Origin of the sequence: Pseudomonas moorei (genome assembly GCF_008801475.1) — a bacterium.
GTDB classification, from domain to species: Bacteria; Pseudomonadota; Gammaproteobacteria; order Pseudomonadales; family Pseudomonadaceae; genus Aquipseudomonas; species Aquipseudomonas moorei.
This window is the reverse complement of sequence record NZ_VZPP01000008.1, coordinates 232473-247022: the sequence shown is the minus strand read 5'-3', so window position 1 is coordinate 247022 and position 14550 is coordinate 232473. Positions and strand designations below refer to the sequence as shown.

The 14550-nt window shown below is 58.2% G+C and carries 11 protein-coding genes; 3 read left to right on the top strand and 8 right to left on the bottom strand.

Annotated elements, in window-relative coordinates; translation table 11 throughout:
- Positions 1–27: 27 nt before the first annotated feature.
- Positions 28–207, top strand: coding sequence for a hypothetical protein (locus F7R06_RS17370; RefSeq protein WP_090323087.1), 180 nt, complete (start codon positions 28–30; stop codon positions 205–207).
- Between the two features lie 229 nt (positions 208–436).
- Here the strand turns inward: F7R06_RS17370 and F7R06_RS17365 are convergent, their stop codons facing one another.
- The 7 genes from F7R06_RS17365 to F7R06_RS17335 form a co-directional block, all read right to left on the bottom strand.
- Entirely contained in the window at positions 437–1177 is a 741-nt protein-coding gene (locus tag F7R06_RS17365; protein ID WP_090327391.1) for a COG4705 family protein, read from the bottom strand.
- A 540-nt stretch (positions 1178–1717) separates the two neighbouring features.
- Positions 1718–3139, bottom strand: a complete 1422-nt coding sequence (locus tag F7R06_RS17360) for an SGNH/GDSL hydrolase family protein (protein WP_090323089.1) — start codon at positions 3137–3139, stop codon at positions 1718–1720.
- Between the two features lie 513 nt (positions 3140–3652).
- A complete protein-coding gene (locus F7R06_RS17355; protein ID WP_090323090.1) occupies positions 3653–4651 on the bottom strand; it encodes a 3-hydroxybutyryl-CoA dehydrogenase in 999 nt (332 codons plus the stop codon).
- Positions 4651–5757 carry an NAD/NADP-dependent octopine/nopaline dehydrogenase family protein gene (locus F7R06_RS17350; RefSeq protein ID WP_090323092.1) on the bottom strand — a complete coding sequence of 369 codons (1107 nt, stop codon included), beginning with the start codon at positions 5755–5757 and terminating at the stop codon, positions 4651–4653. Before F7R06_RS17350 ends, F7R06_RS17355 begins: the two co-directional genes overlap by 1 nt.
- Before the next feature lie 95 nt (positions 5758–5852).
- Positions 5853–6827 (bottom strand): AraC-like ligand-binding domain-containing protein, encoded by a 975-nt coding sequence (locus F7R06_RS17345; protein ID WP_090323094.1) that lies wholly within the window; start codon positions 6825–6827, stop codon positions 5853–5855.
- Between the two features lie 86 nt (positions 6828–6913).
- On the bottom strand, positions 6914–8269 hold the full coding sequence (locus F7R06_RS17340) for a spinster family MFS transporter (RefSeq protein WP_090327394.1): 1356 nt from the start codon (positions 8267–8269) through the stop codon (positions 6914–6916).
- Between the two features lie 160 nt (positions 8270–8429).
- Positions 8430–9680, bottom strand: a complete 1251-nt coding sequence (locus F7R06_RS17335) for an OprD family outer membrane porin (RefSeq protein WP_090323096.1) — start codon at positions 9678–9680, stop codon at positions 8430–8432.
- Positions 9681–10363: 683 nt separating this feature from the next.
- Between F7R06_RS17335 and F7R06_RS17330 the strand changes: the two genes are divergently transcribed.
- Both F7R06_RS17330 and F7R06_RS17325 read left to right on the top strand, forming a co-directional pair.
- On the top strand, positions 10364–10807 hold the full coding sequence (locus F7R06_RS17330) for a potassium channel family protein (protein ID WP_090323097.1): 444 nt from the start codon (positions 10364–10366) through the stop codon (positions 10805–10807).
- A 198-nt stretch (positions 10808–11005) separates the two neighbouring features.
- The gene (locus tag F7R06_RS17325) at positions 11006–12703 is read left to right on the top strand and encodes a SulP family inorganic anion transporter (RefSeq protein ID WP_090327396.1); all 1698 of its coding nucleotides are present in this window, start codon (positions 11006–11008) and stop codon (positions 12701–12703) included.
- Positions 12704–12808: 105 nt separating this feature from the next.
- On the opposite strand, the gene F7R06_RS17320 is transcribed toward F7R06_RS17325, so the two are convergent.
- Positions 12809–14218 carry a DUF2252 domain-containing protein gene (locus tag F7R06_RS17320; protein ID WP_090323099.1) on the bottom strand — a complete coding sequence of 470 codons (1410 nt, stop codon included), beginning with the start codon at positions 14216–14218 and terminating at the stop codon, positions 12809–12811.
- Positions 14219–14550 lie beyond the last annotated feature (332 nt).

The following is a 14550-nucleotide window of genomic DNA, read 5'->3' as shown; positions in this document are numbered from 1 at the left end:
GCCACTTCGACAGCAAAGGGTTTGCAAATGAAAATCACTATTGAGACCAATGAGCAAGGAAGCGCCTGCAAAGTCTGGCTTGGCGAGACGGCTGTTTCATTCCCCAGCCTGGAGGACGCCAAAGCCTACATTGCCCAACTCGAAGAACGGATAGAGGCGGCCGCACATACTTTTGCCTTGGATGCTGGAAATCCGCAGGTCAGATAAGCCTTTCATCAGCGGGCGCTGAGGCACCAAACGCCCCGTCAGTCACTTCAACTCGACGTTGCGCTCGGTCCTCGCAGCGGATTTTCTTCTGCAACGTAATCGTCCTGGCACGCCCGCAGCCATGTAACCTGGAAAGCAGAAAGCCCGCGTATGCGGGCTTTCTGGTCAACTGCCAAGGTCCAGCTATCGCTATCACCTCACACCGGTAACGGCCTACGCCTATCAGGCGTTAACCGTACACTTCTTCCACTTGGCGGGCTTTTGCGGCGAAGGCCACCAGGACTACCAAGACCGCGGCAAGTACCAACGAGGATCCTACGGTGCCAAAGTCCAGACCACCTTTTTCATGGGGCTTGGTCAGGAAGTCGCCAAGGGTTGCACCGAAGGGCCGGGTGAGAACAAATGCCACCCAGAACAACAGCACGCCGGAAATACGGGTGTAAAACTTCGCCAGCACGACGGCGATAATCGCCGAGCCGATCAACAGTGCACCACCGGCAAAGCCCAGGCCCGAGTCATCCGCCAGATAGTCACCCAGCGCCGTACCCAAGGTGTTGGAAATCAGAATGGCCGTCCAGTAGAACAGCTCACCCTTGGTGGTGTGGATGCTGTCCACTGACAGGCTTTTTTCGCCCAGGCGCCAGACGGCAAAAATCGTGATCAGCAGGCTGATGAGAATCAGCGAGCCCGAGGCATAGCCCAAGCCGAGGGTGCGGTCCATAAAGTCCGACATTGTCGTACCCGCGGTACTGGTGGAAAGAATCACGATCCAGTACAGCACCGGATTATGACGCCTGGAAAACAGCTGCAAGCCAAGCGTCACCACAAAGGCGCTAATCAGGATCAGCGAACTCATGGCGTAGCCCACATTCAGGGTCATGGACAGCAGATCACCGGCGGTTTCGCCGAGGGTGGTGGCACAGATTTTCATAACCCAGAAAGCCAGGGTTATTTCCGGCAGCTTGTTCAGATTGATATGGGTACTCATTAAGAAAACACGTTCCTGATCAGATAAGGGTATTTGGGTATCACGCTGAATAAACAGCCATGAGTCATGTAGGGAGACAACCCGCAGCAGTACCGCAATGACGGGCGGGCGCAGGTTGCACAGCGAAAGGTCAAAAAACAGTTAAACCAAAATAAAAACTCTATTTAGCAGGAGTCGCTCCTGGAGCCGAGTTCACACGATCATTGAATTGAAGTTTGAGTATAAAAACGCATAGCCTTTTACTCATCGCATCACTTCGTCATGGAACCATGCGTTGTCCCCCGGTTTTTTGATCGGGACAAGCGATGCTGAACTTGCGCGAAAGAAAAGATACAAGGCAATACTTAGCTGAGACTGAGGAATACCGACGTATCTGCCCAAGGTGCCATTTCGGGGACAACTGCGAAGTTGCAATCCACATGACCACCTGTTTGCTTCGCCCCAGTCATCTGCATTCGTTATGACCACCGGCTGCATCGGAAGCTGTATGCACGGACGCTTCTCGTCCGAGCGGCGTGATTTTCAGTCAACAAGCGGTGGCCGATAAGCGCGCAATTCCGAAATCGCTGGCGTATCAGAAGGAACCGTTAACTCGATAACGTGATGTGTATTGGGAAGGCCGGTTGCCAGTACATGACGCTGCTGCACCGAGCCATTTGCCAGGGCAGTCGGCAGCTCGTCTGCGCAGACGAAGCGTCGCTCCCATTGAAAGCTTTGTTCCTCCTCGAGTCCTTTCCCGGAGATTGCCTTGGCATAGGAAAGGTTCCAGGCGCCCGGCTGTATGGTGACGTTTCCCGAGCGCGACGTGAAAACATCCTTGCCCGAGCCGCTTCCCTCTTCCCCTGTACGAGCGCTTTGGACGTCAAAGTCGAAATTTTCTTGCGAACTGTCGAGATTCCGTACCCGAAGCGTCCAGATATCCGCTTCTCGATAAGACAGGCGGACGTCGACTTTTGTCAGGGCCGGCCAATCCGGAACATTCGTCAAACGCGTCACGCGGCTGGTCTGCCAGCAGCCGTCCAGATCGCGCGGGTCCTTTCCGTCGATTGTGAGACTCACTTTTCCGTCCAGGGGCCCCGCGGCAATGAGCTCGGCGCGGTTCCCATAAAACTCATAACGGGTCTTTTCGCCAGGGACCGGCGGATTAAAACTCCGAACCTGGCCGGAAGTGCTCCAGCCATTATTTTGAAAACGATCCCCGAGTTCCTCGACCCAAGAGGTGAACAGGTTAGCCATGAGGGTCCACCCCTCGGCGTTGGGGTGCGGGGGATCGGCGAGAAGATCGGCTATTTGAAGATTATGTTCCTGCAAATAGCTATTCCAGCGCTGTCGGCGCGGTTCCAGTGCAAGGTCATATTTCGCCGCCAGGGCGGGTTCCCAGACACCCGACATGAACTCCTCCCAGTTCCTTTGCTTGAACCAGAAATGGCCCACACAGCCCTCGGGCGGCGACCATTGAAGATGGAAGCCAGCGTCACACACGGGTTCAAGCGGATTTACGACGTGGTCGGTTTGAATGATGATGTCAGCCGCCGTCTTTGAGCGAAGGGTCCGTATGATTCGTTCGTAGGCCCGGTGATCGCCGTAAGCGTGGAAAACGATCAGATCGGGATAGACTTCCTCCACATCGCGAGCAACCGCCTGCTCCAAGAGAACGGCGCCCCACCCCCCCAGTGCGAGGTTGCGGTAATCGAAGGCCACGTCGGGATATTTGGCTCGCAACGTCGCAATAGCCTGGTCGGTCCATTTCGGCGTACTGATCGACTGCCCGTAAAAAAGAATTTTCAGGACCTGCGGCTGCTCTGGTGTTGCTGAACGAATAATTGACAACGAACGGCCAATCGCCTGACCAGGATCGGGAGGCGCCGGCTCTGCGGATACGGGTAGAAAGCAGCTTGTAAGCATTAGACTTAAAATGACGACACGATCAACTTTCCGCCACATCAAAACCCCACATGTAAATAGCTAATCGGACGCACAACCTGGGTTCTGTAAGAAATGCTGTCACAGGAGTGTATCGGACATTACTGCTAGCGCCATGTAGCTGTGAGTGAAAGGTGAGTTGGCTGGACGCCTACGAAAGCTTCTCCCTCATATATGAACTAAAGCGCCCACCTCGAAGGCGTCAGCCTTTCTTGTGGTTGAATCTGAACCTGATCAAGGAAGCTTGACGAGTGCATATATGAATCTTCTTGAAAGACGGCTTTCGGCCGATTGCGTTGAAAAAGCCGGTGCTTCCAGGCTGCCTCGTACTGACTGCTGACAATGCATTTTTTGCGTGCAGCTACGCGAAATCCGAGCCTGGAATCCAATTAGCAGGTACTAACTTTCCCCATGCATGGGTTCCTCGAATTGCCCTTGGTTCCGAAGATACAACTGACCGGCAGCCATGGGTCGATCCCTGCCCTCCCCTAACAGGCAAAAATCGACCCCTTGCATCCCTCCGTCCCCTGATGCTCAAGCCTGCCTCAAGGCGCCTTCGAATGCCGGCGTCAGCCCTGACACCGCCAGCTGGCGGACAAAGGCGCCAAGACGCTGCTGTTTGTAGGCGTCCACGTCCAGGTCATGGTAATCGTAGAAACCCTGGCCATCGCGCAAGCCATTGCGGCCGTTTTGCATATTGTCCGCAATCACCTGTGGCGACTCGAAGCGCGGTGCCAGCGCTCCACTCAGGTAACGCGAGGCGTAGTAGAGAATGTCGCCTCCCCCCCAGTCGATGAACTCAAGCAGGCCCAGCACCGAGAAACGCAAACCGAAGCCGACGCGTACCGCCGTGTCGATATCTTCGGCGCTGGCCACGCCCTCTTCCACCATCCGGGCGGCTTCGTTCATCGCCAGTGCCTGGATGCGCGGCACTATGTAGCCCGCCACTGGGTTGCACACCACGGGCACTTTGCCGATCCGCTTGAGCAATTGCAGTAGCCGTTCGACCACCTGCGGGCAGGTCGCTTCGCTGCGGCTGACTTCCACCAGCGGCATCAGGTACGCGGGATTGAGCCAGTGCGCGTTCACGAAACGCTGCGGTTCGCTGACCATTTCGCTCAACTCGGTGACCAGAAAGGTCGAGGTGGTCGACGCGATGATGGTCGACGCCGGTACATGCTCGCTGACCCAGGCGAAAGTCTGCTGCTTGACTTCGACGACTTCCGGCACCGCTTCGAACACCAGATCGCACAGGCGCAATGCCTCTGCGGCCTCGGATCGCGATTGCAGCGACAATCGGGATATCGCGATGTCCGCCTGATCCGTCTGGAGCATACCGAGGCGTACCAGCATCTGCAGTTCGCTGCGGATGTTGTCGCGCACACGCTCGAAGTAGCCGTGCCGCTCATCCTCGGCACGATCCTTGATGTCGATGAGGGTGACCGGCAGGCCTGCATGGATGAAGGCCAGGGCGATGCCCTCGCCCATCCGGCCAGCGCCGACCACGCTGACATGGGGCAACACAGCGTTCATCAGTTGTAGCCCCTGGTCAGAAGCTCGGTCATTTGCACCCGGTCAAGCCTGGCCAGGCCGAGGTTTTCCAGGGTGCGGCCCTCGGCGTACAGATCACGACCGGCGACGACCGAGGCAATGCTCAGCAGGCCCTGCGCCACCGGCGTCGGCACACCGGCCCAGCGGCCGACGGAAACCAGGAAGGACAGGCCCAGGCGCGTGTCTTCGAGCATGTAGCGATGTGTGCGCAGGTCGATTTCTTCGCGCCAGTCGCCGCTGTCGGTCAACTTGCCGTGGGCACCGCGACCGTACATCCACTCGTCGCCTTCGGTGGTGTTGTAGTGATCGGCCAGGGGAAAGTGCGGCGCGCCGTAGGTCAGCGCTTCGCGCACGGCCATGCGTTCGGCATCGAGCTGGTTGGTCACACGACGAATCGACGGTTGGGTGCCTTCGTTGTGAATGTCCCAGGCCTCGAAATGTTCCAGGGGACCGGCGTTCATCATGATCAGCGGCGGGTGAATGACGGGACCGGCGTTCATCAGCGCACCGCTCAGGGCGTCCGCAATCGGTTCGACACTCGGGTAGGCCTGGCGCAACACCGAGAAGGCGTGCCCGGACAGCTTGCTGGGGAATACGCCAGTCGGCAGGCGTGTGGCGTAGCCGCTGATCACCAAGTCACTGGCGCCATGCTTGCGCACCAAGTACGGCAGCGTACCGGTTTCAGCGAACGCGACCTTGCTCTGGTTGCCGGCATCGGCCATGGCCTTAGCGAATACATAGCTGCCGAAAGTGCCCGGTGGCAGGAACACCACCTGACCGTCGTGCAGGTGCGGTGCCACGTGTCTGGCCAAATCTTCGTGGGAGGTCGACGGCAACGGGATAATGATCAGTTGCGCGTCGCCCAGGGCCTCGGCCAGGTTGTCGGTCAGCGACAGCTTGTCGCCTGGCTTGCCGACGGACAGTTGGCGAGTGCCCTGGTAGTCCTTGATGGTCAGGCTACCGATGGTCAACAGTTCCTTGAGCGCTGCGCCGTCACGACGCCACAGGCGGGTCTGATGCCCCTTTTCAGCCATTTCAACAGCAGCGGCGTAACAGCCGTGTCCACCACCCAGCACCGTAATATTCATGGAGTCACTCCTCTTGTAAGAGACTCGATGCTATCGGGCTGTACCGACTGCGACTTATCGGATTGCGCAACCGATCGACGGATTGCGCAGAAGTCTCAATGCTTCTGTCGGCGCAGGGTGTCCGACGGCAGGCAGCCATAGCGTTGCCGATAGGCACTGGAAAAATGCCCGAAGCTGTTGATGCCGTGACGCAACAGAATGTCGGTGACGGTTTCCCCAGCGCGGCCCTGCTTCAGCGATTCATGGATCACCGCCAGGCGACGCTCACGGATGTACTCGACCGGCGCTTGCTGGAGAAACTGGTTGAAGCCGTTTTGCAAGGTACGGACCGACACGCCGCATAACTCGCTCAGCGTCGCCAGGCTGATCGGCTCGTCGAGGTGCTCCTCGATGTAGTCGCGGGCTTTTTTCACGTGGTGCGGCAGCGGCGCGCGCGAGTCCATCAACAGATCGGCGGAGTAGTTATGCGGCAGTTGAGTGAGCAGCAGTTGCATCAGGTATTCGGACAGGCCACTGGCCAGACGCGAACCGTCGACACCGCTGCCGTAGAGCCGGCAGATGTAGTCCAGGGTGTGATAGAGACTGACAGCGCCGGCGCTCAGGTGGTCGACGCTGACATCAAAGATCACCGACTGCCGCAGGCTGCGGCCGAGCAGTCGTTGCAGTTGCGCCTCCAGGGCATCACGGTCGACGCGCAGGATCAGGTTGCGGCATTTGCCATCGGTCACGATGCGGCTTTGCGCGAACGGCGAGGAAACACTCAGGTAACCCGTCTGCATCGCCGCGCTACGGCGCCCATGAGCCACCTCGCAATGCCCCTGCAAGGTAATGCGAAACAGATACTGATCGGCAATATCGCCGATGCTGATCTCCACCGGCGCGCCATAGCACAAGTCGAGCAGCGCCGATTCGCCGAAGAATACGCCGTTGAGCCGGGTGTGGATCGGCTCGTCACGCAGTACGTTAAAGCTGTGCGGGCACAGATAATGGCTGACCTTGTCCTTGATCTCACGGTAATCGGCCGAGCTGAGCAGGCTGTGCCGTTCCAGCAGGTGTACGTCATTCAACATCAAGGGTTCTCCCGATCCGGAGCGTAGCGGCCCCGCTCCCTATAGAAAGGAGCGAGGCCGAAGTGCCGATCATGGACTATGACCAATCAAGCCCCGGCCGGATACTCCCGGGCATAACTTTCTCGAAAACGGCGGCAACCACGCCAGAGCAGCAGCACGGTCAATGCCGACGCGCCGGCGATCACCAGCGACATCGATGACCCCACTGCCGCGGGCGATCCGAAGTAGCGGTCGGTCAACAGCGCCACCAGCGTCGTGCCCAGGCCCAATCCCAGCAGATTGCTTATCAGCAGAAACACGGCCGAGACCTGTGCGCGCACCTGGTTCGGCGCGAGGATCTGCATCGCCGCCGTGGAGGCCGGCATCGGGAACGAAGCGAAGAACATCGGCGGCACCAACAGACTCACCGACAGCCACAATTGGTCCACTTGCGGGAACAGGATGGCTGGCACCACCATGCCGAGGGCACCGATGACGCCGGTGCGCATGGCGGCGTCCTGATGACCTTTTTTGGACAGGTAGTCGGTGAGCCATCCACCGAACAACACCCCGGCGGTGTTGGCCAGCAACAGCACGGTGCCGAGCATGTAGCCCGCCTCCATTGGCGACAGGCCGAACTTGCGGATATACAGCGCCGGGCTCCAGCTCATCATGCAGAACAGCACCATGGCGTAAAACGAAAAGCCCAGGTAATGGCAAGCGAAGGTGGCACGGTGGCGGCCGAGAAAACGCAAGCCATCGCTCAGCGCGACCTTCTTCGCCCGCCCCTGCGCATCGACCTGCAAGCCCTTGCGTGCCGGGTCGCGCACGGTGAGCCAGATCAACAAGCCAACCACCATGCCGGGCAGCCCGACAATGAAGAACGCCAGTTGCCAGGCCTTCATCGCGCCGAGAAAGGCGACTTCGATGGTGTTCATGTCCTTGAGCATGGCGATCACATAGCCGCCGACCAGGAAGGCCAGGCCACCCCCCACGAACGAACCGATCGAGTAGATGCCCACGGCACGACCCAGCTTCTCCTTGGGGAACATGTCGCTGAACATCGAGTAGGCCGAAGGCGACAGGGCAGCTTCGCCGACGCCGACACCAATGCGGGCGAGGAACATGTGCAGGAAGTTCTTGCTCGTACCGCAGGCGGCAGTCGCCAGGCTCCAGAACACTACGCCGACGGCAATGATCTTCGGACGCGAGAAGCGGTCGGCCAGATAAGCGATGGGCATGCCCATGAAGGCGTAGAACAACGAAAAGGCCAGCCCGTGAAGCAGGCTGAACTGGGTGTCGCTGATCTGCAGGTCGGCTTTGATCGGTTCGATCATCAGTGCCAGGATCTGCCGATCCACAAATGAAAAGATGTAGGCGACCATGCACAGGCCCACCACGTACCACTCGTAGATGTAGGTTTTCTTCTGTTGCAGGACCGCGTTATCGACCTGGATATTCATCAGCATTTGCTCCTCTTGGAATCCGCTCATGAGCGCAGCACGGCGGGTGACGGTGCACAGGACACCGACTGGGAAGTTGGGGGGCAGATGCAAAGGACAATGGATTGGAACATGGTCAGGCCTCTTATTGTTATGGGGTCGATCGCCGGTTGTTCCGGGCTTACCAGAACTTCCAGGTGTAGGTCGTGGCGACACGGAACTCGTTGTAGTCGTAGCCGTACTTCTGTTTCACATCGATGTTGCGCAGGTCCAGCCCGAGGCCTTGCAGCGCCCCGCTCTGCACCACGTAGTTGAGCCCCAGATAGCGCTCGCTTTCCTGGTTGTCGCTCAGGTTGCCGCCGCGATCCCAATTAGTGCCCTTGATGTAGCGGGTGTAGAACTTCAGGCCCGGCATGCCCATCCCGGCAAAGTCATAGCTGTAGCGCGCCCCCCAGGACCTTTCCTCCGGACGGACGAACCCGAGGGACGACCAGTGCACCAGATAGGGTTGCGGGATATAACCATTCATGGTCGGGAATACGCTGTCACCCAGCATGCGCTGGTAACTGACACCCAACATGTGAGCGCCTTTGAGCAAGGTGAACAAGGCACCGTAGGAGCGGTTATCGATCGCCCCGTCTAACGCACGACCATCTTCATTGTTATTGAAGTAACGCAAGTCGGTTTTAAGTTTGTAGCCATTACCCAACTCAGCCATGTGCATCAGGCCAAAATAGTGCTGCTTATAAATATCGTGCAAGACACCATAGAAATAACTGACTTGCAGGTTCCTGGTAATGTCGTAAGTGGCCCCGCCAAAGTCCAGGCCGTCACTGTCAAGATTATCGGTGGAGCCAAACTTATACAGTTTCTCGTGATTGGAAGATTCCCGTGTCACGGCCGACCAGAAACGGCCGCCGGTCAGCGCCAACCCCTCGACTTCCCTGGACTCGACCACGGCTCCCTGGTAGATGGTGTCCAGCTGCCGACTGGTGTCATCGAACGCCACCGGCAACTGCGGGCGCAGATCGCCGACCTTCAACTCGGTCTTGCTGTAGCGCATTTTGAAGGTCGCACCGGCGCGACTGTAGTCATCGGCCGTCTGCTGGTCACTGACGCTGTAGGGCAGCGAACCGTCGTTGCCCGATGAGTCCAGGCGCAAGGCGTATTGCGCATCCACATCAAGACCGATGGCCAGGGCCGTGTCGGTGTAACCGGAGGTAAACTGCGCATCGAAACCCTGAGACCAACTATCCACTTCAGAAACCGGCGCATTGGTATTGGTGTAGTTGCGATACAGGTAGAAGTTACGGGTATCTACTTTTAAGCGACTGTCATCAATAACATCGGCATGGGCTGCCAATGGCGAACAGATAATTCCCAACACGCAGACAATACCGAGCCCACAGCAAGATTGCTTCACCTGATACATCTGACATCTCCACATCTGTATGTGCCTGGGCACTGTATTTATAGGAGCAGGATCAAACTAAAAACGAAAAACATTGGCTTTTTGTTATGGGGTAAAACGCCAGGCGAGATCCATGGAACAGTCCGCTGCGAGGACACGACACTTGGGTACGCAAGGTAAGCCAGCAGGCGTCGCGCCGATATCAAGACGAACAGCATCCACCGGGGGGAAATCTTCAACCTGGCTAAAGGTTTCCCTTAGTCGACTCTAAAGCGGTGGCCCTCAGGCCGGCGCGGCGGGCCGGGTTCGGGCAGTGGAGCAACCTGGGCGAGAGCAACCGCCACTGGCTGGATTGCACGGAGCACACAGAGGGGGTCAGCAAGCCTGTGTTGCATAAGCCTTCCTATAGCAAGGTCTTGTTTTTGGATGTGCCCTAAACTAGCGATTGCACCGCCTGCCAACCTCCCCGATTGCGCAAGCGACTCTCAAATTGCGCAGCCTGATGCAAACAACCGAGCAACGCCGTCAGGTGCATGGGTCACCGAGGAAACAGCAGGGATTCTCAGTGCACTATGCTCAAGAGCGTCAGCCCAACAGTTGGTCAGTCAAGGTCTCTCGCGTTGACCCGCCAATTGGATGCTCTTCGCCGGAGTATCTGCGAGGGCTGTAATCGATCCATGTCACAGCCTCCATGAGGAACGCCGATGCCTTCAATTATCTTCTTCGCATGGGCGCTGGCGGCCATCACCGTGGTGGTGCATGCAATCGGCCTGGCTTTGATACTGAAGGCTCTGGCGCGGTTGGAAACGCTGCATATACACCGCCTCTGGGCCATCATTAATAGACTGGTATGGGTGGCCTGCTACCTGATTCTGCTCCATATGTCAGAGATCTCGATCTGGGGGATGTTCTATCTGTGGCAAAAATGCCTGCCCGATATTGAAACGGCGTTCTACTTCTCTGGGGTGACTTACGCGACGATTGGTTACGGCGACGTGACGCTCGCGAAACCGTGGCGGTTGTTCGGGCCGACCGAGGGCTTGATCGGCATACTCATGTGCGGCTTATCCACGGGCTTCTTCTTCGCAGTTGTTAATCACATTTATCAGATAGTTCACTCGAAAGCTGAAAACGATCACAAGTCCTGATGCACGCTCATCCTGCAGGGTAAAGGCATTGGACCCGAGGTCGGGTGGAACTCAGGCAGGGAGCTTATTGCGGGTCACCGCCTGGCTGGTCGTGCAATTCAGCGGGTGAGCTTGTTTGTGCATGTTTCAGAACCGCCTAGACTGACATTCGGGGACTAGAAAGCCAGCAATTCCTGAACCGGGAATATGGATCGCAAAATGGCCGACGCTGATAAACACAAAAGCTTTCACCTACCCGTCCTGCAAGGTCTGCTGCCATTGAGCCTGAAGCAGATTCCCGCGGAAGTTATCGCCGGTCTCACCTTGGCCGCGCTCGCGATTCCCGAGGTGATGGGGTATACGAAGATCGCCGGCACCCCAGTGGTGACCGGGCTCTATACCCTGCTCATCCCTACGATATTGTTCGCCCTCTTCGGGTCATCGCGACATCTGGTGGTTGGCGCCGACTCGGCGACAGCCGCCATTCTTTCAGCGGCTCTGGTAGGGCTCGCGGCTACCGGATCGGACGAATACCTGGCCCTTGCCGAATTGCTCGCGCTGATGGCTGCCGGGCTGCTGATTCTCGCCCGCCTGGCGGGCTTGGGTTTCATGGCGGACTTCCTCTCACGCACCGTGCTTGTCGGCTTTCTCACCGGCGTGGGGATTCAAGTGGCACTGGGGCAGCTGGATGGCATGCTCGGTTTGCCGGGAGATGGCCATGGCGTGCTCGGTAAGCTCTGGTCGACGTTGCAGCGACTGAATCAGGTCAACGGGTATGCCTTGGGTGTGGCTCTATTGGTGCTGATTGTGATCGTCGGAAGCCGGAAGCTGTCGCACAAGATTCCGGGAGCCCTCATTGCCGTGGTGGGTGCAATCGCTCTGAGCTGGGCGCTTGATTTTGGCGCATACATGCAGGTTCTCGGTTCTGTGCCGAGCGGGTTGCCCCACTTCGCTCTGCCCAACGTGCAATGGAGCCTGGAATTGCTCAGCCGGTTAATGCCAACGGCCTTTGCCATGTTCGTGGTTATTCTCGCCCAGAGTGCCGCCACCTCTCGCGCCTACGCCAGTCGCTACAACGAGTCCTTCAGTGAAAATACCGATCTGATCGGCTTGGCAATCGCCAATGTCGGTGCCGCGCTGTCGGGGACTTTCGTAGTCAATGGCAGTCCGACCAAGACCCAGATGGTCGATAGTGCCGGGGGGCGAAGCCAACTGTCACTGCTGGTGACAGCACTGATCGTGCTGATCGTGCTGCTGTTCCTCACCGCCCCCCTGGCTTACATGCCGGAGGCCGTTCTGGCTGCCGTCGTGTTCATGATCGGTATCGAACTGACGGATTTCAAAAGCCTGAAGAGCATTTACGTGCAGCGCCGAAACGAGTTCTGGGTCGCACTGATCACCCTGTTGACCGTGGTGTTCGTGGGGGTAAAGGAAGGCATCATTCTGGCGATGGTGCTGTCGATCATCGACCATCTGCGCAGAGGCTATCACCCGAAGAACGTTCTGCTGGCCTTTTCCGAGTCAGGCAAGTTGCATCCAGTAGTACTGACCAGCGGTGCCCAGGCAAGACCCGGCCTGCTGATTTACCGCTTCACCCACAGCATGTACTACGCCAACTCCCGCCAGCTGAGCGAAGAAGTCAACCATCTGGTCGAGCAGGCCATGCCCGGCTTGCGGTGGTTCTGTATCGACTGTTCGGCGATCGATGATGTCGATTACTCGGCCGCGGAAACCATCCGCAACCTGGCCACCACCTTGAAGGCCCGGGGCGTACGCCTGCTGATAGTCAACGTCATGCCGGATGTGGCGGCTCATTCGCGTTACAACTTCAAGCAGTTGCTGGGCGAGAGCGCGATTTTCCCGGTGCTAGACGATCTGTTCAGCGCCTATGAACGCCAGGCCAAGGAGCCCCAGTAAGGCGGCTGGCGTGACGTCGGCGTGGAAGTATCAGGGCTTGCGGGTTCTGTCGGCGCATAGACTGCCCGCTCTCTCCAGCAAGCGGGCTCCATTGACCAGAACGGGTTACTCATTGATCTGCGCTTGAATCCGTCCGGCGCGTACAGCTTCGACCAGGGCCGCATGATCGCGCTCGGTCTGATCCGCATAGGATTGGGCAAACGTCGCCAGAGCCAGCTCAAATGCATCGCCCCCACCCAGATATCCGCTGATGCTCGCTGCGTCTCCGGACTTGGCATGTGCCCGGGCCAGTGTCCATCCGCACACCTGCGCGTAGCGTTTGAGCTGCGCGGCCGAGAATTTTTCCACCGGAGCGGTGTACTTCATGTCGCGTAACTGGCGTACGAAAAAATCATGCTGCTGCCGACCGCGCACCCACCCCAGAAAGATGTCGCTGGCAGACTGCATCAGCCGCTGGCCGACGACGATTCTCTGGCCCTGCAGTTGATATTGGCTCTTGCCGCAATAGGGTTCCAGGACGGAGCGGCAGGCTTCCTTGAATTGCAGCAACAGCGGATGACCGTCCTTGTCCACGAGCAGCACGATATAGCACCGGGTTCCGACGCTGCCAATGCCTACCACCTTCATGGCGAAATCTTCCAGGCGGTAACGATCCAACAGCACCCGACGCTCATCAGGCAGCGATTGTCGGTAGTCGGCAAGCCGATCATGAACGTGCGCTTCGAATTGCGCTTCAGCGACATGGAAAAGGGTCGGTCGATGTTCAATGAAGCGATAGTGACCACTTTCCTCGCAGACAATTTTCGGAAACAGATGCTCTGCTACATGTGCGTGGGCCTTTTCGGCGATCTCCTCGCGATTCTTTCTGGTTTGTCCTTTTGGAGCCATGGCCGTGATGGTTTCCACATCCTGGCGGGCGTACCAGACCTCCATAGGACTCATCCGGGAGTATTCGCGCAGGCGTTGCCGATAGGCGCAAACGCACTCGAGAACGGAGTCCCGGGCCTCGGCGGCGGACAGGTGAATATCGCGTGCAGCCAAGACAAAGCTGACGGCCAGTCGTTTGCAATCCCACTCCCAGGGCCCGGGCAAGGTTTCGTCGAAGTCGTTGATGTCAAAGACCAGGTTGCGCTCGGGGGTGGCGAACAAACCGAAGTTCAGCAGGTGACAGTCGCCACAGGCCTGGACCCGGATGCCGATGCTGGGCGTGGTCGCGAGGTCGTGGGCCATGAGTGCCGCCGAGCCCCTCATAAAGGTAAACGGACTGTGCAGCATGCGGCCATAGCGAATGGGCAGCAGCTCTGGCAAGCGACCCTTGCTCGATTGTTCGAGTATCGCGATGGGGTCGCGGCGTTTGGCCGGTTGCAACCAGGAGGCATGACTGCTTCGCGGCACGCGTTCGCGCAGCGCTTGACCCTCTGCGACTCGCTCGGCCCGTGATCGAAGCTCGGGAAGCAGGCCGACATCGGTGTCGCTCGACTTGGCTGTCGAAGGTTTCCTGGTCAGCGCCACCATAATTTTCACCCTGTTTTCGCCATTCCCGAGTGGAGAGGAAAACGCCAGCAAGCGCCGGGAGATGCCCGCCCCGGAAACACAGCACGTGCAGCGAAAGTGAACACGGAATATCTTCGATGACGTGCTTCGCTCTAGCATAGTCGGACTATCGACGCGTCTTGTGCAAATCAGCTTGATTCGGATCAAACGCCCCTCAGCCCCCCCGCCCTCGCGCAACAGGCGCCGTATCCATCGGGATATTTCAGGCTATTAACCAATGGGTACGCGTGCTGCCAGGGCTGTGCTTGATGACATCCAGCGGTTGTAGATGGCGATAGTGAATGTCCGCAATC

Coding starts and splice junctions, on each gene's coding strand:
- F7R06_RS17360 (WP_090323089.1), bottom strand. CDS start 3,139: ATGTGGCGGAAAGTTGATCGTGTCGTCATTTTAAGTCTAATGCTTACA.
- F7R06_RS17350 (WP_090323092.1), bottom strand. CDS start 5,757: ATGAATATTACGGTGCTGGGTGGTGGACACGGCTGTTACGCCGCTGCT.
- F7R06_RS17320 (WP_090323099.1), bottom strand. CDS start 14,218: ATGGTGGCGCTGACCAGGAAACCTTCGACAGCCAAGTCGAGCGACACC.
- F7R06_RS17335 (WP_090323096.1), bottom strand. CDS start 9,680: ATGTATCAGGTGAAGCAATCTTGCTGTGGGCTCGGTATTGTCTGCGTG.
- F7R06_RS17355 (WP_090323090.1), bottom strand. CDS start 4,651: ATGAACGCTGTGTTGCCCCATGTCAGCGTGGTCGGCGCTGGCCGGATG.
- F7R06_RS17345 (WP_090323094.1), bottom strand. CDS start 6,827: ATGTTGAATGACGTACACCTGCTGGAACGGCACAGCCTGCTCAGCTCG.
- F7R06_RS17370 (WP_090323087.1), top strand. CDS start 28: ATGAAAATCACTATTGAGACCAATGAGCAAGGAAGCGCCTGCAAAGTC.
- F7R06_RS17330 (WP_090323097.1), top strand. CDS start 10,364: ATGCCTTCAATTATCTTCTTCGCATGGGCGCTGGCGGCCATCACCGTG.
- F7R06_RS17325 (WP_090327396.1), top strand. CDS start 11,006: ATGGCCGACGCTGATAAACACAAAAGCTTTCACCTACCCGTCCTGCAA.
- F7R06_RS17340 (WP_090327394.1), bottom strand. CDS start 8,269: ATGAATATCCAGGTCGATAACGCGGTCCTGCAACAGAAGAAAACCTAC.